This window comes from Streptomyces clavuligerus, from assembly GCF_005519465.1.
In the GTDB taxonomy this organism is placed as follows: Bacteria; Actinomycetota; Actinomycetes; order Streptomycetales; family Streptomycetaceae; genus Streptomyces; species Streptomyces clavuligerus.
In genome coordinates this window covers 1,134,445-1,154,749 of record NZ_CP027859.1, presented here as the reverse complement: position 1 = coordinate 1,154,749, position 20,305 = coordinate 1,134,445, and the positions used below count along the sequence as shown (strand labels likewise).

The following is a 20,305-nucleotide window of genomic DNA, read 5'->3' as shown; positions in this document are numbered from 1 at the left end:
CGCGCACCCGGCCCTGCTCCCGTTCCCGTACCGACGCCCGGCCACCCCGTGCGGGCTCCCGTTCCCGTGCCGACCCCCGTTCCCGAACGGGCTCCCGTTCCCGCGTGGAATCCCGTTCCCGCGCCCGCGGCGCCGTCCGGGCCGCGGCTGCCCCTCCCTCCGAGACCGCTCCTGCCGTTCCTGCGGCCGTTGCCGCTCTGCGGGCCGGTGCCCGCGCCCACGCCCGCTGCACCGTCCGCGCCGCCGCCGGTGCCGTTGCCGCCGCCGGTGCCGTTCTGGCCACCGGTGCCGTTCTGGCCGCTCATACGACCACCCGGCCCTGGAGCCTGAGCCTGCGCACCGCGTCGACGGAGCGCCGCACCGTCTCGCCGAAGTCCACGTCCTCCGGCGGCACCGTGTCGATGACCACCGCGTCGTACAGGCGCCGTGCCATGGCGCCCTTGACGGCCGTCACCTCGTCGCGCCGGATCCCTTCGGCGAGGAGCAGTCCGGTCCACGCGCTGGTGGTGCCGGACCCCTCGTGGATGCCCAGCTTGGGGCGGGCCACGGTCTCGGCGGGCAGCAGGCCGGAGAGGGCCTGCCGCAACACCCACTTGTCGGTGCCCCGCCGGCGTTTGAGCCCGGGTTCGAGGGAGACCAGCGCGTCCAGGACCGCGCGGTCCCAGTACGGGTGGGTGGTCCACTTCCCGGCGATGCCCGCGAGGACGGGGGACATCTCGTTGAGGCCGTCGAAGCCCGCCATGTCGCCCGCGATCTCGTCGTCGAGGGACCAGAGCGAGGCCGTGCGCCGGTGCATACCGCCGAGCGGGATGTCGGCGCCGTACCCGGTGAGGATGCGGAGCGGCCCGGTGTCGAGCCGCCGGTAGAGGGCGACGAGCGGCAGCAGGTACTCCAGGACCGTGGGGTCGGTGATCTCCGCGGCGGCGACCGCCCAGGGCAGTTCCCTGACGAGTTCGGCCGAGTGGAGCCGGATCTCGCTGTGCGCGGTGCCCAGGTGGACGGCGACCGAGCGGGCCGCGTCGAACTCGTCGGACACCTCGGTGCCCATCGACACGGACCGTGTCCCGGGTGCCAGGGCCGCCGTGTGGGCGGCGACTCCCCCGGAGTCGATGCCGCCGGACAGGACGACGGTGGGGGCCGCCTCCCCGCCGCGCAGCCGGGTGCGGACCGCCGTGGCGAGGCGTTCGCCGACCAGGTCCACCGCCTCCCGTTCGCCGGGCAGCGCCCGGGAGAGCGGGGGTGTCCAGGTGCGGACCGCCCTGGCGGTGATGTCGGAGCCGCCGACTCCGTGCAGCAGGAGGGCGGTCCCGGCGGGGACCCGGCAGACGCCCGCCGCCCCCGGCGCGGTGTGGGTGCCGGACAGGCCCAGCGGCCGGCCCGGCTCGTGCGCCAGGGTCTTCGCCTCGGTGGCGGCGCTCAGCCCCGTCACGTCGGCGCGCAGCCACAGCGGTACCGAACCGGCGTGGTCGGTGGCCGCGACGGTCGCGCCGGTGGAGGCGTCGGTGAGCAGTGCGGCGAACCGTCCGTTCAGGAGCCGGAAGGCCCCGGGGCCCCAGCGCCGCCAGGCGGCCAGCAGCAGTTCGGCGTCGCCGAGGGCGGCAGAGGAGCCGCCGAGCGCTCCGGTCAGCTCGGCGCGGTTGTACAGCTCGCCCGCCAGGAGCAGCCGGACCTGGCCGTCGGCGACCAGGACGGGCGGACGGCCCAGGGTCACGGCCGTTCCGCTCCAGAGCGGGTACGCGGTGCCGTCGTGCACGGGGACATGGGTCCCGCGGACGGCGAAGCGGGGTGCGCTGCCGGGTTCGGAGTGACCGCCGGGGCCGCCGCCGGGGCGGCCCTCGGTGCCGATGCGCACCCGGAATCCGTACACGAGGTCGGGGCCGGGCATGGTGAACTCGTCCTCCACGGTGGTCAGATGGCCAGGGCGGCGAAACCGCCGGACTGGAAGTCGTAGGCCACCGGTACCTCGATCAGGAACGGGCGGCCGAGTCCGGCGCCCTTGGTGAGGGCGGCGAGCAGCGAGGTGCGGTCGGTGGCGCGGACGGCCTCGCAGCCGTTGGCCTCGGCGAGCTGGACGAAGTCGACGCTTCCGAAGCCGACGGCGGGGGCGTGGGAGCGCTGGTGTCCGAGGTTCTGGTACAGCTCGATCAGGCCGTTGCGGTCGTTGTTGACGACGACCATGACGATCGGCAGGCCCAGGCGCACGGCCGTCTCGATGTCGGCGCTGTTGGAGTGGAAGCCGCCGTCGCCCGCGATGAGGAAGACGGGCTCGCCGGGCCGGGCGATCTGGGCGGCCATGGCGGCGGGCAGTCCGTAGCCGAAGCTGGAGCAGCCCGCGGAGGTGAGGAATCCGTACGGCTGGTCGGACTTGGCGAAGAGCACGCCGTAGTGGCGGAAGAAGCCGATGTCGCTGACGAAGGTGCCGTTGTCGAGGACGGAGTTCATGCAGTCGATCACCTGGTGGACCCGCATGCCGTCCTCGTACTCGGTGGGGTCGGCGAGGAATTCGGCGACGCGGGCGCGCAGGGCGCTGAGGTCGTGCCGGGTCTTGGGGGCGAGGCCCGAGGTCGCGTCGTCGAGCGCGGTGACGAATTCGGCGACGTTGGTGACGATGTCGATGTCGGCGCGGAACAGCTCCGGGATCGGGTTGACCTCGGGGGCGACCCGGACCGTGGTCTTGGCCCGGCCCCGCGTCCACATGGAGGGGCGCAGGTCCTCGGCGTAGTCGTAGCCGATCGCCAGGAGGAGGTCGGCGGGGCCGAAGATCTCGTCGAGGGCCGGGTGGCCGAGAATGCCGTCCATGTAGCCGCTGATGGCGCCGTAGTTGAGCGGGTGGTCGTGCGGCAGGACGCCCTTGGCGGTGTAGGTGGTGACGACGGGGATGTTCAGCCGCTCGGCGAGGGCGCGCAGGGCGTCGACGGCCCCGGCGCGGATGACGGCGCTACCGACGACGAGGAGGGGGTTCTCGGCCTCGCGCACCAGCTCAGCGGCCTCGTCGAGGCGGGCGCGCCAGTCGGCGTCCAGGGCGTGGGTGGCGGTGGCCCGGACCAGGGGGGCGTCGGTGGGGGTGCCGTTCAGCTCGGCGCCGAGGAGGTCGACCGGCAGGCTGATGAAGCTGGGACCCACGGGCTCGATCCGGCTGTTGAGGACGGCGCTGTCGACGAGGTTGACGATGTCCTCGCCGCGTTCGAGCTGGACGCTGAACTTGGTCAGCGGGCCCATCACGGCGGTGCTGTCCAGGCACTGGTGGGTGACGTTGGGGTAGCAGTCGTACGACTCGGACTGCGCGGCCAGCGCGATGACCGAGCTGCGGTCCAGGGCGGAGGTGGCGACGCCGGTGGCCAGGTTGGTCATGCCGGGGCCCAGGGTCGCGAAGCACGCCTGGGGGCGGTTGGTGATCCGGGCGAGGACGTCCGCCATCACCCCGGCGGTGAACTCGTGCCGGGTCAGGACGAAGTCGAGTCCTTCGACCTCGTCGAAGAGAATGGCGGACGCCTCCCGGCCGACGACGCCGAATACATGGTCGACACCGTACTGGTGAAGACGTTCCAGCATGGCTTTCGCGGTCGTGGTGGCCATGGAGATCTCCTTCGCATCGGACGGGCGCCGGGATGGCGCCCCGGAAAACGCGGCACCGGGCGGTGCGCACCGGGTGGCGCACACCGTGGGTGGTGGCGTTGCCACTGTGCGGATCGCCTCTTGGCGGCGGTCGGACGCCCGGCTTGGACAGAATGGGCAAGGCGCGTTCAAGGCATGGCGTCCATCGTCCTCGTGGCGCTTTTCGTGAAATCCGTCCGGCGCCGACGGTCTCCATCCGATTCCGTCCCCTTCCGTCCACCGATCCGAGGAGAATCCATGGATGTCCTGGCCGCGTTGGAGCGCAAGCCCAGCCTGAATCTTTTCCCCATCGAGAACCGGCTGTCGCCGCGCGCCAGTGCCGCGCTGGCCACCGACGCCGTCAACCGCTATCCGTACTCCGAGACCCCGGTGGCCGTCTACGGCGATGTCACGGGGCTGGCCGAGGTGTACGCGTACTGCGAGGACCTGGCCAAGCGCTTCTTCGGGGCGCGCCACGCCGGTGTGCAGTTCCTGTCCGGTCTGCACACCATGCACACCGTGCTGACCGCCCTGACCCCGCCCGGCGGGCGCGTCCTGGTCCTCGCGCCGGAGGACGGCGGCCACTACGCCACGGTGACGATCTGCCGGGGCTTCGGCTACGAGGTCGAGTTCTTACCCTTCGACCGCCGGACACTGGAGATCGACTACGCGGTCCTGGCTGCGCGCCTCTCCCGGCGGCCGGCCGACGTGATCTATCTGGACGCGTCCAGCATCCTGCGCTTCATCGACGCGCGGGCGCTGCGGCTGGCCGCTCCTGACGCGCTGATCTGCCTGGACGCGTCGCACATCCTCGGTCTGCTGCCGGTGGCGCCGCAGACCCTGGTGCTCGACGGCGGCTTCGACAGCATCTCCGGCAGTACGCACAAGACGTTCCCCGGCCCGCAGAAGGGGCTGCTCGTCACCGACAGCGATGTCGTCGCGGAGAAGGTCGCGGCACGGATGCCGTTCACGGCGTCGAGTTCGCACTCGGCGAGCGTGGGTTCGCTGGCGATCTCGCTGGAGGAGCTGCTGCCGCACCGGACGGCGTACGCGCACCAGGTCATCGCGAACGCCCGGGCGCTGGCCGGGCTGCTCGCCGAGCGCGGTTTCGACGTCGCGGGCGGGGCGTTCGGCCATACGGACACCCACCAGGTCTGGGTGCACTTCCCCGAGGGGAACACGCCGCACGAGTGGGGGCGGCTGCTCACCCGCGCGAACATCCGCTCGACCAGCGTCGTCCTGCCGAGCAGCGCGGCGCCCGGGCTGCGGCTCGGGACGCAGGAGCTGACGCGCTGGGGGATGACGGAGACGGACATGGCGCCGGTGGCCGATCTGCTGGAACGGCTGCTGCTGCGGGGCGACGACGCGGAGACCGTGGCGAAGGAGGTCGTGGAACTCGCCCGGGCCTTCCCGGGCGTGGCGTTCGTCTGACGCGGCGGCCCGGGCACACGCCCGGACATGACGCCCGGACATGACGCCCGGACATGACGCCCGGACATGACGCCCGGACATGACGAGCGAGGGAATCCCGTACCGGACGGGATTCCCTCGCTCGTTTTCTCATGGGACGGGCCGTTGACAACGGGCCCGTTCCTCGCGGCCCGTTCGGCTCAGCGATCTGTTCGGCTCAGCCGTCTGTTCGGCTTATTCGACGACCGCCAGGACATCGATCTCGATCAGCATTCCCGGGGGCAGCCCCACGAAGACCGTCGTACGGCAGGGGAAGGGCTCCGCCAGGAATTCCGCGTACACGGAGTTCATCCCGGGGAAATCCGCGGCCTCGGTCAGATAGATCCGCACGGTGACGACGTCGGAGAACGAAGCACCGGCACTCTCCAGAACGTTCCGCAGGTTGTTCATCACCTGCCGGGTCTGCTCGGCGATACCTCCCTCGACCACCTTTCCCGTGGCCGGGTCGAGCGCCACCTGACCGGACAGCGACAGAATGTTCCCGCGCCGGACCGCCTGGGAATAGGGTCCGACCGGCTGGGGGGCCGACTTGGTCTCGTACACCGTCGTCGTCATGAGGTTCCTTCCTCGTTCTCTTTCTCTGTATCTCTTCTTGTGGACCGGCCGCTTCAGGGACCGGCCCCTTCAGGAACCGGCGGCTCCAGGGACCGGCGGCTCCGGGGAAACGGCCCGCGTGGCACCCGGGGGCGTGGCGCGCCCGGAGGTCGCGTGGTGCCGGGAGGTGCGCGGCGGCTGCCGTTCGGCGATCCGATGGTGCGCCGTCGCGCTTGGAGCGCGTTGGACGGAGCGTTCAGGCGGAACGCGGCCCGGCGCCAAGGCGTACGGCCCGGCGCCAAGCCGGGTGCAAGAAGACGGCACGACGCTGACGGACGGCAGGCCGCGGGGGACCGCGGTGCCGCAATCCACGGCGGACGACGGAGTTGATGACATTGGGCACGGCACGGAACACGGTCGGCACGAGGGCGGGCCTGCTGGGCCCGCTGGCGCTCGCCGGGCTCGCCGCGCGGGCGCGCGCGTCCGGCGCGCTGGACATCGCCATCGGCACCCCGCCGGGCCAGCCGCCGCGCGCCGCGGTCACCGCCGCGGCGGACGCGATGCTCGCGGGCCGCAACCAGTACGCCGACCCCGCCGGGGTGCCCGAGCTGCGGGCGGCAGTGGCGGGGCGGCTCCTGGCGTCGAGCGGTGTCGGCGTGGACCCCGAGACGGAGATCACCATCACCGCCGGGGCCACCGAGGGGCTGCTCGTCGCGCTGCTGACCGTCACCGACCCCGGTGACGAGGTGGTCGTGGTGGAGCCCGCCTTCGAGCTGTACCGGGGCGCCGTCGAACTCGCCGGCTGCACCCGCGTCCCGGCCCCGCTGGACCCGTCCGGCTGGCGGCTGGACCCCGAGCGGATCGCCTCGGTCCTGACCCCGCGGACGGCGGCACTGATCGTCAACACCCCCCACAACCCGACCGGGCGGGTGTTCACCGCCGAGGAGCTGGGCGGGCTGCTCGACCTGTGCGAGCGGCGGGGTGTGACCTGTGTCGTCGACGAGGTGTACGCCGACTTCGTCTTCGACGGCGGGCCGCATGTCTCGGCGCTGGGATTTCCCCGCCACCGGCCCCGCGTCGTCGTGGTCGGCAGTCTGTCCAAGGCGGACGAGATGTCGGGGTGGCGGCTCGGCTACTGCGTCGCCGACCCCGCGCTGACCACGGCGCTGCGGCATGTCCATGAGCGGACCACGTTCGGCGCGGCCGTCCCGCTCCAGCACGGCGCCGCGGTCCTCGCGCGCGCCGGCTCGGGGCCCGAGCAGTTCCGGAACGGGCGGGACGAGATGGTGCGCCGTCTGGCCGCCATGGGCTTCGAGGTGACGACCCCCGAGGGGGGCTGGTTCCTGCTCGCCGGGACCCGGCGGCTCGGTCTGCGTTCCGACGCGCTCGCCGAGGGGTTGCTCGTCCGCGCGGGGGTACTCGTGGCGCCCGCGACCCCGTTCTTCGCGGACACCGGCGAGGGACAGCGCTGGATTCGCACGACCTTCGTCAAGGACCTCGCGACGCTCACGAAGGCGCTGGACGCGATGGAGTCCTTCCTCGCGGAACCGGACGGAGGGGTGTGGGCATGACCGAGCCGAAAGACCTGACCGCCACGGCCGACACCGCTGGTACGGCTGACCCGAACGACCCGACCGGTCCGGCCGGGGCAGCCGTCACGAGGAAACCGGACCTGGTCACGCTCGACGAGGTACGGGCCGCCGCCCGCCGGGTGACCGAGGTGGCCCGGCGCACCCCGCTGCTGCGGTGCGACGGGCTCCACGGCGGCCACCGGGTGTTCGTGAAGGCCGAGAACCTCCAGAGCACCGGCAGTTTCAAGGTGCGGGGAGCGGCCAACGCCCTGCTGTCGCTCGACCCGCGGCCACGCTCCGTGGTCACCTTCTCGGCCGGGAACCACGGCGCGGCGGTCGCCCTGGTGGGCCGCGCCCTGGGGGTGACGGTCACGGTGTGTATGCCGCCCGGCGCCGTCGCCGCCAAGGTCGGGGCCGTGCGCCGCTACGGCGGTGAGATCGTCTTCACGGACGACCTGATCGGCTCGGCCGCCGCCCTGGCCGCCGAGCGCGGCTGCCCGGTGCTGCATCCCTTCGACGACCCGGCCGTCATCGCCGGGCAGGGCACCACCGCCCTGGAGATCTTCGAGGAGGTGCCGCACCCCGACGTGATCCTCGTCCCCGTCGGCGGTGGCGGGCTGATCAGCGGCGTGGCGGCGGTGACGGCCGCGCTGTCGGACGGTACGCGCGTCATCGGCGTCGAGCCCGAGACGGCGCCGACCGTCGGCCACGCGCTGCGGCGGGGGACGCCCGAGCCGCTGCCCGTCCCGCCCCGTTCGGCGGCGGACGGACTCAACGCGCCGCGCACCGGGGCGCTGCCGCTCGCCCATGTACGGCAGCACGCGGTCGAGCTGGTCACCGTCGGTGAGGAGGACATCCGCCGGGCCTGGCCCCTGATGGCGGCCGAGACCCGGCTCCTCGTCGAACCGTCCGCGGCCGTGACGGTCGCGGCGCTGCGGTCCGGGCGGATCGGGCTGCCGGAGTGCGCGACCGTGGTACTGATCGCCACCGGCGGGAACACCTCGCTCGGGGCGCTGGGGGACGCGGCCTCCTCAGCGAACGCCGTGCCCTGAGCCCGAACGGCACGAGCGGCGCGAACGGCGCGAACGGCGCGAACGGCGCGAACGACCCGGCAGGACGGCGTACCGGCGCGGCGGCACGGCGGCGCCCTGTCCTGCCGGGCCGAAGACTCAGGCCACCCCCAGGAAGCGGAGCAGCGCGGTCGTCGCGACGGCGGCGACCACCACGGTCAGGAACGAGGCCCGGCGCCATACGAGCACCGCGCCCACGACCACACCGCCCAGGCGCGCGTACCCGGCGAAGGCCGTCCCCTCCGCCACCGCCGACTGGACCGCCAGCGCGAAGATCAGGGCGATGGCCGAGACGGACACGGCCCGCCGCACCGGCTCCGTCAGGACGAGCCGGTCGTTGAGCACGACCCCGGCGAGCCGGAAGGCGAACGTCCCCAGGGCGAGGACCACCAGCACGGTCAGTGTCACGGCCGCCCTCCGGGACGGAAACGGAAACGGAACGGCGAGGGCACGAGGAGCAGCAGCCCCGCCGACGCCAGGAGCACAGGCAGCCCGGCGGGCAGGAAGGGAGTGGTCAGTACACAGACGAGAGCGCCGGTCAGCACGGGGCCCCGCATCTCCCGGTGGCGCAGCGCAGGCAGGGTGAGCGCCAGCAGACTCGCCGGGTTCGCCGCGTCCAGGCCGAGCGCCGCCGGGTCGCCGACCGCGTCGACGAGGATCACACCGAGGACGGTCCCCCCGTTCCACGCGAACACGAGCACCCAGGCGAGCCGCCAGTACGCACGGCGCCGTGCCGGGCCGGGTGGTAAAGACAGCGCGAGCGCCGCACTCTCGTCGCTCAGCAGATGGGCACCGAGGAGCATCCGGCCCCGCCCCGGGCGGAACATGTCCCCCAGGGCGAGGCCGAAAGGCAGATGCCGCGCGTTGAGCAGCAGCCCCGCGACGACCGCCGCGACCGGGTTGCCCGCCGTGGCCAGGGACACCGCCATGAACTGCGCGCCGCCCGCGAAGACGAAGACGGACAGCGCCACCGCCATCCACCCGGGAACCCCGGACGTCACCGCGACCGCGCCGAAGGACACCCCTATCGCCACCACCCCCAGACCGATGGCGACGATCTGCCGCGCCACCTCCGCCCCGTCCGGCCCCGGGGCCTCCCCCCGCCCCGGCCCGCCCGGCTTCGGCGGCACTCCGCCGCCCCGTCGCCTTCGCTGCTCCCCCGGCATGACCCGCCCTCTCGTCGACGCGAAATCCCGGCGAGTCTGCCGAGCCCGCCTTGTCACCCGCTTGAAGCGGCCTTGGCGGCGGCGACGGAGCCACGTCAAGCGGGCGGAGAGGCGGGGGCGCGCACGGCACGGGGGTCACCGTTCCCGGCATGAGAGGCTGGCAACGGCTTCTGCCCGGGTGTCCGTTGACGTGGTCGCACGAGAGGCGGGTGGCCCGACGATGGAGGCACAGGTGAAGAGTCCTGACATGTCCCGTGGCGCCCGGCTGGCCACCCACGGCGCCGTTTCCACCGCCCTGGCGCTCTACGACGACCGCAGGCTGGGCGAACTCGTGGACGCGGGCACTCCGGCGGGTTCCGGCATCGGCGGGGAAACGGTCCTGCTGGAGGTGGGCGGGACCCCTGTCTTCGTCAAGCGGATACGTCTGACCGATCTGGAGCGCCGACCGGAGAACGTCCGCTCCACGGCGAATCTGTTCGGGCTGCCGCTCTTCTGCCATTACGGTGTCGGCCGTATCGGCGGCCCGGGGTTCGGGGCCTGGCGGGAGCTGGCCGCGCACACCATGACGACGGACTGGGTGATCGCCGGACACCACGAGGGCTTCCCGCTGATGCACCACTGGCGGGTGCTGCCCGCCCCGGACCGGCCGCTTCCGGAGGAACTCGCCGATGTGGAACGGGCCGTCGCCCACTGGGGAGGCGGACCGGGGATACGCCACCGGATCGAGGCACTCCAGGAGTCCTCGGCAAGCCTCACGCTCTTCCTGGAGTACATCCCGCAGAATCTGCACGACTGGCTGGGCGCCCGGTTCAAGGCCGGTGCCGAGGCCGCCGAACGGGCCTGTGCCCTGGTGGAGAGCCGGCTCACCGAAGGTGTCTCGTTCATGAACACGCGCGGGCTGCTGCACTTCGACGCCCACTTCCAGAACATCCTGACCGACGGCCGACGGCTCTTCTTCACCGACTACGGCCTGGCGCTCTCCTCCCGTTTCGAACTCGCCCGGGACGAGGCCGACTTCTTCGACGGGCACCGCTCCTACGACCGCTCCTACACCGCCACACATCTGGTGAACTGGCTGACCGTCGCGCTCCACGGATATGGACGGGAGGAGCGCGCGGCGTTCATCCGCGCCTGCGCCCAGGGGGTGCCTCCGCGGGGCGTTCCGGCGGCGGTCGCGGCGGCCCTGCTCCGTGACGCGCCGGTCGCCGACGTGATGGGCGACTTCTACCGCCGGTTCCAGGAGGAGAGCAGGACGACCCCCTATCCGCTGGAGGCGCTCCGCCGTGTCGGAGCCGGCGGCGGAACGACCCGGCGCCGCCCCGCGTAGACCGGCGGACTCCCGAGCCGGGGCCCGGGCCCGGGCCCGGGGCTCAGCCCCGCCGTGCGGCGGAAGCCGTACCCGCGGGGTGCCGTACGCACGGACGCCTTACCCGCGGACGCCTTACCCGTCGAAGACTTACCCGCGGACGCCGTACGCGCGGGTGCCGCTCTCACGGGTGCCGTTTCACAGCCGCCGGACGGCCGCCGGTCAGACCGACACCGAACGCCACCACCGCCAGGGCCGTGGCACTCCACAACAGCGTGGTGATTCCGGCGGCCTCCACGACGGTCCCGCCGAGGAAGGCACCCAGGGCGATGGCGCCGGTGAAGACACCCACATAGACGCCGGTCACCTGCTCGACACGGTGGGGTGCGGCCCGCGTCATCCAGATCTGTCCGGCCACCGACAGGCCGCCGTATGTCAGCCCCCACAGCGCGACAGCGACACCGGCCGCGCCCGCGGTGGCACCGAAGAGGGCCAGCAGCGCGATCGACAGGGCGATGCCCGCCGTCAGCCCGAGGACCGTGCCGCGGGCGCGCCGGACCGCCAGGGAACCGGCGGCGAAGTTTCCGGCCAGGCCGAAGAGGCCGTAGACCAGCAGGACGAGGGCGACGGCGCCGGGGTCCAGCCCGGTGCGCTCCTCCAGGACGGGGCGCACATAGGTGTACGCGGCGAAGTGCGCGGTGACAAGGAGCAGGACGAGCAGCAGCCCGCCGAGCACGGGGCGGCCGCGCGGCAGCGACACATCACCGCCGCGGGTCTCCCCAGACGGGTCGGCCGTCCTGTCGCCGGTGCCCGCCGGGTTCTCGGGGCGCGGCAGCCGGGGCAGCGCCAGCAGCAGCCCGGCGGCGAGGAGCACGGCGCCCCCGGCGAGCGTCGCGAACGCGGCGCGCCAGCCGAAGGCGTTGCTGACGAGGGTGCCCAGCGGCACACCGACGACGGACGCCGCCGCGACGCCACCGACGGTGACGGAGACCGCGAGCGCGATGTCACGGGGCGCGACGAGCCGTGGCGCCACGGCGGCGGCCAGCCCCCACACCGCGCCCATGCCGATACCGAGGACGATCCGGGAGACGACGAGCAGGCCGAAGCCGTGCGCCAGCGCGGTGAGGACATTGCCCAGGGCCAGGACCACCATCGCGGCGGCGAGCACCGCGCGCCGGTCGCGCGCCCCCAGCAGACGGGGAACCGCGGGCGCGGTGACGGCGGTCACGAGACCGGTGACGGTCAGGCTGAACCCTGCGGTGCCCGGGGTGACCCGCAGCCCGTCGGCCATCGGCGTGAGCACCCCGACGGGCAGCATCTCCGAGGTCACGACCACGAATGTGCTCAGCGAGAGCACAAGGACCGACAGCCACTGCCAAGAGGTCGTACGTATCGATGGGGGCCCGGTGTGTGCTACCGGCGTCTGCGAAACCATGACAACAAACCAATCAACGCCCCGGTGCCGGAACAACGGCGATCTCCTCAACGATTGATCAGTGTGGGTCATCGATCCACGAGGCCGGTCCACAGGAGCGGTCCATGAGGCCGGTCCACGGGAGCAGTCCACGGGACCTCCGTCCGACGAAGGGAGACGCGGTGAACCAGGTCCATGTCCAGGAGATCGAATGTCTGCTGGTGCTCGCCGAGGAGTTGCACTTCGGTCGGACGGCCGAACGGCTGGGGTGCTCGCAGAGCCGGGTCAGCCAGCTCGTCGCCGGACTGGAGCGGCGGATCGGGGTCCGGCTCGTCGACCGCACCAGCCGGAGCGTGGCCCTCAGCCGCTTCGGCACCCAGTTCGTCGAGGAGGTGCGCCCGGCGTACGAGGCGCTGAACACGGTGATCACCCAGGCGCGGGACCGCGCGCGCAGCGGCACGCTGGGCCAGTTGCGGATCGGTTTCCACGGCAGCGTCTACGAGGAGGTGACGGAGGCGTTCCGCCGTCTTCGCGCCCATCACCGCGTCGCGCTGGTGCCGAGCGAGATCCCGCTCGGTTCACCGTTCACGGCCGTGCTGGAGGGCCGGGTGGACGCCGTCGTGGTGGAGCTGCCGGTGAACGAGCCCACGCTGACCACCGGGTTCCGTTTCCCTCCGCAGGAGCGGCTGCTGGCCGTGGCCACCCGGCATCCCCTGGCCGGTGGCGACCGGGTGCACATCGAGGAGCTGGCGACGCTCGACATCCTCCATCCGCTGGGGGACGCGCCGGAGTACTGGCGCGCGGCCCGGGTGCCGCCCGCCACACCGGGGGGTGTGCCGATCCGCTCCACCGCCGGGATCACCACCGTCCAGGAGGGCCTGGCACTCGTCGCGACGGGTGACCAGGGTCTGCTGGTCTGCCGTCCGCTGGCCGATCGCGCCGTCCGCGACGACGTCCGTTTCCTGCCGGTCGACGGGCTCGACGAACCGTCCCAGCTCGGTCTGATCTGGCGCGAGGACCGCACGTCCTGGCAGCTCACCACGTTGGCGCGGCTGCTGGCGGAGGAGTTCGCCCGCTCGGCCGACGCCGGACGGGCCGCCGGGTGCCCCTCCCCCGACGCCGGCACGGACACAGCCACAGGCTCAGGCACCGCCGCTGGTACCGATACCGGTATCGGCACCGGGATCAGGACCGGGACCGGGACCGGGACCGGCGCTCGCGCCCGGACGCCGAACGCCCCCGCGAGGGTGTGAGACCGCGCGGCGGGCGACCCCGACCGGCGCCGGGGCATGCTGCTCCGCAACCCGGGCGACCCCAGCGGACGCGGGCTCGGCATGCCGTTCACGGTGGACGAGGACGAGGAGTCCCACGTCCCACTCAGCGGACGACGTCGAAAATCTGCTTCTGCACACCGTTCGCGTAGACCTCGTGCTCGACCAGCTCCAGCTTCTGAGCGTCCCTGTCCGAGGTGCTGAAGAGGCGCTTTCCGGCGCCGAGCAGCAGCGGGTGGACAAGCAGGTGGTAGCGGTCGATCAGACCGGCGTCCGAGAGGGCACGGTTCAGGGAGGCGCTGCCGTGAAGGATGATCGGGCCTCCCTCGGTCTCCTTCAGGGCGGTGACCTCGTCGAGCGAGCGCAGAATGGTGGTCTCGCCCCAGTTCGACACCAGGTCCGCGTCGGTGAGGGTGCTGGAGACGACGTACTTGGGCATCTCCCGGTAACGGGCGAACTCCTCCATGTCCGGCCAGACAGGGCTGAACGCCTCATAGCTGACCCGCCCCAGCAGAACCGCGGTGGCCTCCTGCTGCTCTGCGCCCTTGATCTCGAACGCCTCGGGGACGAACTCGACCTCCTTGAAGGTCCACCCGGAGTTCCGATAGCCGGGCTCGCCGCCGGGGGCCTCGACGACGCCGTCGAGCGAGATGAAGGCGGTGCTGATCAGGGTGCGCATGGTGGGTCTCCGTGAAGTCTCTCTGCTCATGATGAATTTTCGCCGCCACAACGTGACGTATGGCGTATGACGTATGGCGTATGGCGTATGCGAGGGAATGTCAGGCAAGAAGCCCGGTCAGCCACTCCCGCCAGGCGGCCTCGGCCCGATCCCCGGCCACGGTCGTGTCCCCGACCCCGTCACCGGTCGCGCCCCCGGACCCGGTCCCGTCCCCGTCCGTGCCCCCGTCCGTGTCCGTACCCGTGCCCGTGCCCGTCACGAAGAGGTGGTGGAACATGAGTACGACGGCGGCGGAGTGGTGAAAGGTGTAGATCCCGTCGGCGGTGCGGACCTCGAAGCGCTCGTCGTCCGCCCAGACCACCTCACCGTCGAACCGAGGCAGCCCGGCGGGCTCGGCATGCGCCCGCGCGCCCACGGCGACCGGCTCGGCCAGGGACAGTCCACGGGTGAGCGCCGCCCGGATCTCCCGCACCGGGCGCCCGCCCGACGGCGCCATGGCGAAGACGGGGACACCGGTACGGCCCGCGAAGTGCGTCAGATACTCGCGGAGCGTGTGCAGGTGGAAGGGCCAGCCACGGCGCAGCGCGTCGTATTCGTCCTGCCAGTCCTCGCCGAGCATGCCGCTGTGGACGACGCGGAGCACCGTACTGCCCCGGTCGCGTCCTTCGATCAGATACTCGAAGGCCATGAACCGGCCGTCGGCGGCGGTGGCCGTGCGGGTGGCGAAGCGGCTGCCGGGCTCATAGGCGGTGATCACCGCCTCCTCGCGGTGACCGCCCGTCTCCATGGCGGCGACTCCGCCCTCGCGCGCCTCGACCTCGTTGCGCCCCATGAACCAGGAGTCGATCCCCGGTCCGGTGGCGATCGCCTCCCAGACCTCTTCCGGGCTCGCCGGCAGGGTCGTCTCCAGGGTGATCTCGAACGGGTGCGTCATGGCCGGTGTTCCTGTCGTGCGTCGGGGGCTTCGGATGTCGTTGATGCCACGGGTGCCGTGGTCGCCCGGGTCCCCTCGGGCTGCTGCCGCGAGACCGGCGCGTCTTCTTCCGTGCCGGGCCGGGCCGCGGGGATCTGATGGAGCCCGACGATCACCCGGTGGCTCCGCCCCGCCGGCGCGGACTCGTCGTGATAGCGGCTGACGAGCGCTGTCACCGTCCGGGTCAGCTCGTCCGCGAAGGCCGCCCGGTCCGCCGCGGAGGCGAACCGCACCTCGGCGTCGATACCGAACGTGGCGACCCGCCGCCGGACCCGGGCCGCTCCGGTCAGCAACGAACCGACCTCCTGCACCAGCCGGGCCCCCAGCGCCAGCAGCCAGCGGGCCGAGAGCTGGTCCGGGGAGCGCGAGGGGTCCGGGCTGACAGCGGCCAGGGCGCTCGGCGAGATCACATAGGAGGCGGCGGTCGCCCCGTACACCCGCTCGGTGACATTGCCCTTGCGCCGCTCCTCGACCAGCTCGACCAGACCGTGCCGCTCCAGCTCCTTCAGGTGGTAGTTGACCTTCTGTCTCGCCAGCCCCAGACGCGTGGCCAGCATGGCAGCCGAGCCGGGCTCGGCCAGGGCGGCGAGGATCCGGGACCGTATCGGGTCCAGCGAAGCCTCGGCCGCGGCGGGTTCTTCGATCACAGCTACGTCCAGCACACCTCCAGCATGGGTCGGACAAAAAAATTTGTCAAGGAAAAATGAACTGTCGGCTCTGGGCTCGATCCGCTCCACTGGGATCGTCGTCGCCTCCAGTGGCCCCTGCCGCAGATGGGCCTTTGACCGGCGCAGGGCGGGCCGGGAGGCGCAGCGCGGCGACGGCGCCCGCCGAGGTGATCAGAGCGCCGTTGTCGATCGAGAGACTGCCGCGGTCGACCTCGACGGCGGCGTGACGGCGGGCCGGTGCGGCCGCGTGGTGCCCGTGAGCGGTGGCCCGCTGCCCGTCGGGTCGAGGCCCTGCCCGGGGCCGGGATCAGATATCAGCCGTCAGCCATGGGCTGCCAGGTCTTTCACGGTCTGGAGGGTCGGGGCTTCCTCGACGGCGGTCGAGGCGATATGACTCGGCAGGCGGGGGTCGGAGTTCCTGAGCAGTTCGGCCAGGGCTTCTGTCGGCGCGACGCCCCGGCTCCTCGCGTCGCGGAGCGCGGCGACCCACCTCTGCCCCAGATTGAACGCATGCCCTCCGCCTGAGAGTCGGCGGCACCAGCCTGCGGCATCGTCTTCATCGTTGCCCCAGATGTAGCCGATGGTCTCTCCGTCCGCGTCGGCCACCGTAAGGTATTTCACCGTTTTGTCCGTGCTGTTGGTGTAACGCAGAGGACCAGAGACCGACCTGAATTCGAGATCCTCAGCAAACCGAGGAGAGGTACGACGCTCGCTTCCTTCGGACACTATTCTCCCTCACCCTTCACAACTGGATTTACGATTTCAGCGTATATGAAATACCGAGGCCCCTGCGAACCCTGATCCATGACAACACTCTCGACCTGGTATTTCAGACCGCGCGCCAGCAGCAACTCTCGCTCATCCGAACCAAATTCACCCACCTTTTCGACCCAGACGGCAGGCGTCCCCTCCGGTACTCTTAGATGAGTAATTGCTTCTCTGCCCGAAAAGGATTCGGGCGGGCTGCTTCCCACGGAGGTGGACATATAGCCACGCTCTTCGATGACTTCCCCGACAAGTTCATCCATATCCATGTTCAAGTGGCCGAGTCCGGTGCCACGGGTGACAATCATGGGTTCCGCGGTGGGCCGTACGTTCACAACCGCATCGAGTTCGCGGATGTTCTCCTGGACACGGGGGTTCGATTGCGATGCATCGCCTCGGAGGGTTCCGTTGATCTCCACGTATGTGGCCCGCCCGTCCGCAGTCGGCGGGGAGTCGGACGACACATGCTCGCTCGTGTACTCACGCAGCGCTTCCTTCTGCCGCACCGGCAAGCTCTCCACATAAGGGTTCCAGTGATCCTGGGCATACTCGACAGCTTCTTGGTCGCTGCCGAACGCAACCGTGCCGCGAGAGATCCCGGAAAGCGCGATCTTCCGCTGCTCGGTGAGGGGTAATCGATCCTGTTCCTCCTCCGGTCTGAGGGGGAGGCCGCTGTCGTCGACCTCTTCTCTTCCCTCCCCCTCGCCCGCTACACCCTCACCCTCGCTCTCTCCGTCGCGCTCCTCCAGGGGCACCGCAGCCGCCAGGCCGTCCGGGCCGTCCTCGTGGGACTCGCCCGGTGGATCGCTGCCGGGGTTGTCGTCCGAATCCAGCGGCAGCACCTCGGCAAGGCTGTCCGGGCCGCCGCCCTGCCAGTCGGAATCGCCCGGCTGGTGCGGCACCTCGGACAGGGCAGTGCTTTCCGGCGGAGGAGAAATGGTTTCCCGATCGGTGCTCATACGCTGCTCTCAGACGAGTCGGTGATCCGGAGAACGAGGAGAGGCCAGGTCGTACCGAGGCGGAGAAATCTCGTTGCGTTGAGAAATTGCTTTTTCGCGTTGGGCGATCGGTCAAGACGGGCCAGTGCCCGCAGATAGGAGGGGCAGCGGTCGCGGCCGGTGATGACGGTGTCGTCAAAGAGCCAGGAGTCCGGGTGGGCGCGGAGTTCTGTGAGTTGGTCAGCCGTGGTGGCAGCGCTCAGTACCAGTCCGCGTGCTGCCCACGCCTCGGTGCCGGGGTGCGGGCCCGTGGCGCTGTCCGTTGTCTTGAGGGCGTGGAAGACGTCGGCCCACCGGTAGCGGCCTGCCTGCCACTGGTATTCGGCGCCGTCGCACGGGGCGGGGCGGCCGTCGAGGGTCGCCAGGGCCGAGTCCGTCAGATGCTCTGCCAGGCGCTCGGGCTGGTAGTGGGGCTCAAGACCGATATAGCGGGTGTCGACGGCGGAGTCGACGCGATGGGCAAGGGCGCATTCCAGGGTGCGGCGGTCACCGCGTCCGGTGAGACCGGTGAGCCAGTCGCGGTCGGGCCGGGGAGCGGGCTGGCCCACGAGATGGCTGATGGTGAGGAGTTCGATCCAGAGGGTGAGGCGGGGGTCGTCGGCGAGACGGGCGGCATGGTTCATCTCCCGCAGGACGCACGGACGGCCCTGGCAGAGGGGTCCGCAGGCGACACTCCGGGGGGCGCGGATGGCGGCGGGGGCGCCGGGGTGGTGCTTCTCCCGGCCCTCTCCGTACGGGACCTCGATACGGAGGGGGCGGTCCATGCCGTCGGTGAAGACGACGGCCCGGCCCGGCGGAAGCGAGACGATATGGCGGGACTGGGCCTCGTCCAGGTTCATGGTGGCACCGACGGCGGCGCGGTCGTCAGCGGAGGGCAGTCTGTGGATGATCTTGAGCGCGGTGTTCTTGATGACGTCAGGAGCGATCTTCGCGGGGATCTGTTCGGCGATGACGATGCCTTCGCCATAGGCACGGATCTCGGCGAGGAGCGCGGCGAAGAGTTCGACGGAGTGGGCCGCGGGTGAGCCGGGGTCCACACGTTTCAGAAGCCGGTGGGCCTCTTCGACGACGGTGACATGGCGGAGGGCGGGGGTTCCGGTCCGGTCGGCGCGGCGGCCTCGGAGATGCTGGTGGAGACGGATGAGGACAGCACCGATGAAGAAGGCTTTGTCCTGGTCGTTGCCGACGTCCTCGATCTCCAGAACGGTGTTGCGGCCGAGGAGGTCGGTGACATCGAGGGGATGGCCGTCCTCGAAGAAGCGGCCGGGGGTGCCCAGCCGGAGGGAGCCGAGGCGGACATCGATGAAGCCGCGGATGTTGTCGGTGATCTCCTTGCCGTAGCCGATGTGCTCGACGACGTCGAGGGCGGTGCGCTGGAGATCGGTGAGCGTGGGGTAGCGCGGGGTGACGCCGGGGAGGCGGGACTCGCTGAGGGTGAGGTCCCAGCCGAGATCGGTGTAGCAGCGGGTGAGGGCCTGGCTCAGGACCTGAGGGAAGGGCTCGGTGGCTTCGAACGCGGCGAGGAAGAGGGCACGGACGAGGTCGATATGGGTCTGGAGGGGGAAACCGGGCTCGGGTTCGAGGGGGTTGAGCCCGACGGCGGGGGCATCGGGGTCTCCGGGACGGATGACGGTGAGCTGGTCGGAACCGATGCGTCCGGCCATGGCCGCGTACTCGGCTTTGGCGGGTTCGACGACCAGCCAGGGGATGCCGTGGTGGTGGAGCTGTTCCAGCAGGTGGCGCACGGTCTGCGACTTTCCGCCGCCGGTGGCTCCGGCGACGAACGCATGGCGGTTGAGAGTCGCGGTGTCGACGCCGAACGGGCCGGCGGGGGTGTGGTGCTGGTCGAGGATGGTGCCGAGGTGTATCGGGCCTTCGCGTTCGGGGGTGGTGTCGAAGACCGCGGATTCGGTGAGACGGATACCGGGGAGTTCCCGGCGGGGAGGACGGGCGATGGCGGCGAGGAGGGCGGTGCTCGCGGTGAAGGGGGACTGCGGTGCGTCGGGGGTTCCGACGCGGTGCCGGGCGGCGTCGTGCAGGGGGAGAACGGTGCTGTCGGGTTGGAGGGTGTAGGGCAGCCGGCTGAGGTCGCTGGACGCGCACAGCAGTGCGGCGGCTCGGCGGGCGGCTGTGGCGTCGGCTCCGCCGACCAGGATGTGGATGTTCCACATGCCTGCGGTACGGGCGCGGCTGAGTTCGCGGTAACGGTCCTGGGCGCGGGTGAGGGCGACGCGGTCGGCCTCGGAGTTCTCGCTCCGGCGCAGACGGGGGATGGCGGTGGCGAGGGTGAGTAGTTCGCGGTCGATGTGCTGGGCGGAAAGGGGCTCGGCGAGGACGAGCCAGCTGAAGGGGTGGACGAGCTGTGCGGTGTAGTCGTCGAAACCGCCACGTCGGGTGGTTTCCTGGTCGTCGGCCGTCCACAGCGGATCGGAGTGTCCTGAGCAGCGGAGCCAGGCGGGGAGAGTCTGAAGGGTCCGCTGGGCCTCGCCGTCGGGAAGTGCGACGCCCTCACTGCCTGGAGGGTAGAGGATGCCCAGCGGCGCACCGGGGGTACCGGGGTGCGCGGCACCGGCGGGGGTGACCGGAGGGAAGAGGGGACGGCCTCCGACCAGGAAGCGGAGCCGGTGCTCCCCCGGTGGACGGTGCCACAGCACGGCGACCGCGGGTGCGGGAGCCCCGTGGTGGAGGAGTTCGGTGTGGGCGGCGGTCAGGGCCGCGAAGAGCTGCTCGGGCAGAGGGTCCGGCCGGGCCGGGTCGTCCGGGGGCCGGGGAACGGAGTGGAACTGGTAGAAGGCGAAGCCGTCGAGGAGGGTCACGGTCGCCTCC

The 20,305-nt window shown here is 71.5% G+C and carries 17 protein-coding genes; 5 read left to right on the top strand and 12 right to left on the bottom strand.

From position 1 onward, the window contains the following. Positions 1-301: 301 nt before the first annotated feature. Together CRV15_RS33270 and CRV15_RS33265 are read right to left on the bottom strand one after the other, a co-directional pair. Positions 302-1,885 (bottom strand): asparagine synthase-related protein, encoded by a 1,584-nt coding sequence (locus CRV15_RS33270; RefSeq protein WP_003963438.1) that lies wholly within the window; start codon positions 1,883-1,885, stop codon positions 302-304. 23 nt (positions 1,886-1,908) lie between these two features. Next, the gene (locus CRV15_RS33265) at positions 1,909-3,576 is read right to left on the bottom strand and encodes a thiamine pyrophosphate-binding protein (protein ID WP_003953014.1); all 1,668 of its coding nucleotides are present in this window, start codon (positions 3,574-3,576) and stop codon (positions 1,909-1,911) included. A 276-nt stretch (positions 3,577-3,852) separates the two neighbouring features. Between CRV15_RS33265 and CRV15_RS33255 the strand changes: the two genes are divergently transcribed. After that, positions 3,853-5,025: a PLP-dependent aminotransferase family protein gene (locus CRV15_RS33255; RefSeq protein ID WP_003953013.1), complete on the top strand. Its 1,173-nt coding sequence runs from the start codon at positions 3,853-3,855 to the stop codon at positions 5,023-5,025. A 213-nt stretch (positions 5,026-5,238) separates the two neighbouring features. Here the strand turns inward: CRV15_RS33255 and CRV15_RS33250 are convergent, their stop codons facing one another. After that, positions 5,239-5,619, bottom strand: coding sequence for a RidA family protein (locus tag CRV15_RS33250; RefSeq protein ID WP_003953012.1), 381 nt, complete (start codon positions 5,617-5,619; stop codon positions 5,239-5,241). 368 nt (positions 5,620-5,987) lie between these two features. Here CRV15_RS33250 and CRV15_RS33245 point away from each other — a divergent pair, with 368 nt between their 5' ends. Together CRV15_RS33245 and CRV15_RS33240 are read left to right on the top strand one after the other, a co-directional pair. Continuing rightward, positions 5,988-7,169, top strand: a complete 1,182-nt coding sequence (locus CRV15_RS33245) for a pyridoxal phosphate-dependent aminotransferase (protein WP_003963435.1) — start codon at positions 5,988-5,990, stop codon at positions 7,167-7,169. Further along, a complete protein-coding gene (locus tag CRV15_RS33240) occupies positions 7,166-8,221 on the top strand; it encodes a threonine ammonia-lyase (RefSeq protein WP_003963434.1) in 1,056 nt (351 codons plus the stop codon). The genes CRV15_RS33245 and CRV15_RS33240 overlap by 4 nt, the downstream gene beginning before the upstream one ends. Positions 8,222-8,338: 117 nt before the next feature. Here CRV15_RS33240 and CRV15_RS33235 read toward each other — a convergent pair whose 3' ends face one another. Beyond that, positions 8,339-8,647: an AzlD domain-containing protein gene (locus CRV15_RS33235; RefSeq protein ID WP_003953010.1), complete on the bottom strand. Its 309-nt coding sequence runs from the start codon at positions 8,645-8,647 to the stop codon at positions 8,339-8,341. Beyond that, positions 8,644-9,405, bottom strand: a complete 762-nt coding sequence (locus CRV15_RS33230; protein WP_003963433.1) for an AzlC family ABC transporter permease — start codon at positions 9,403-9,405, stop codon at positions 8,644-8,646. The genes CRV15_RS33235 and CRV15_RS33230 overlap by 4 nt, the downstream gene beginning before the upstream one ends. Before the next feature lie 247 nt (positions 9,406-9,652). On the opposite strand from CRV15_RS33230, the gene CRV15_RS33225 reads away from it, so the two are divergent. Next, positions 9,653-10,732: a protein kinase family protein gene (locus tag CRV15_RS33225; RefSeq protein ID WP_009999435.1), complete on the top strand. Its 1,080-nt coding sequence runs from the start codon at positions 9,653-9,655 to the stop codon at positions 10,730-10,732. A gap of 163 nt (positions 10,733-10,895) precedes the next feature. Here CRV15_RS33225 and CRV15_RS33220 read toward each other — a convergent pair whose 3' ends face one another. Further along, positions 10,896-12,146 (bottom strand): MFS transporter, encoded by a 1,251-nt coding sequence (locus CRV15_RS33220; protein ID WP_003963431.1) that lies wholly within the window; start codon positions 12,144-12,146, stop codon positions 10,896-10,898. 161 nt (positions 12,147-12,307) lie between these two features. Between CRV15_RS33220 and CRV15_RS33215 the strand changes: the two genes are divergently transcribed. After that, the gene (locus CRV15_RS33215) at positions 12,308-13,378 is read left to right on the top strand and encodes a LysR family transcriptional regulator (RefSeq protein ID WP_003953006.1); all 1,071 of its coding nucleotides are present in this window, start codon (positions 12,308-12,310) and stop codon (positions 13,376-13,378) included. A gap of 124 nt (positions 13,379-13,502) precedes the next feature. Here the strand turns inward: CRV15_RS33215 and CRV15_RS33210 are convergent, their stop codons facing one another. The 6 genes from CRV15_RS33210 to CRV15_RS33185 all read right to left on the bottom strand — a co-directional run bounded on the left by CRV15_RS33210 (position 13,503) and on the right by CRV15_RS33185 (position 20,295). Beyond that, the gene (locus CRV15_RS33210; protein ID WP_009999432.1) at positions 13,503-14,075 is read right to left on the bottom strand and encodes a dihydrofolate reductase family protein; all 573 of its coding nucleotides are present in this window, start codon (positions 14,073-14,075) and stop codon (positions 13,503-13,505) included. Positions 14,076-14,175: 100 nt separating this feature from the next. Beyond that, positions 14,176-15,009: an SRPBCC family protein gene (locus CRV15_RS33205; RefSeq protein ID WP_003953004.1), complete on the bottom strand. Its 834-nt coding sequence runs from the start codon at positions 15,007-15,009 to the stop codon at positions 14,176-14,178. Next, positions 15,006-15,710 (bottom strand): ArsR/SmtB family transcription factor, encoded by a 705-nt coding sequence (locus tag CRV15_RS33200; RefSeq protein ID WP_003953003.1) that lies wholly within the window; start codon positions 15,708-15,710, stop codon positions 15,006-15,008. Before CRV15_RS33200 ends, CRV15_RS33205 begins: the two co-directional genes overlap by 4 nt. Positions 15,711-16,037: 327 nt before the next feature. Beyond that, a complete protein-coding gene (locus CRV15_RS33195; RefSeq protein WP_003953002.1) occupies positions 16,038-16,442 on the bottom strand; it encodes a hypothetical protein in 405 nt (134 codons plus the stop codon). Then, positions 16,442-17,440, bottom strand: coding sequence for an ADP-ribosyltransferase (locus tag CRV15_RS33190; protein ID WP_003953001.1), 999 nt, complete (start codon positions 17,438-17,440; stop codon positions 16,442-16,444). Before CRV15_RS33190 ends, CRV15_RS33195 begins: the two co-directional genes overlap by 1 nt. Continuing rightward, a complete protein-coding gene (locus tag CRV15_RS33185) occupies positions 17,437-20,295 on the bottom strand; it encodes an ATP-binding protein (RefSeq protein ID WP_003953000.1) in 2,859 nt (952 codons plus the stop codon). Before CRV15_RS33185 ends, CRV15_RS33190 begins: the two co-directional genes overlap by 4 nt. Positions 20,296-20,305 lie beyond the last annotated feature (10 nt).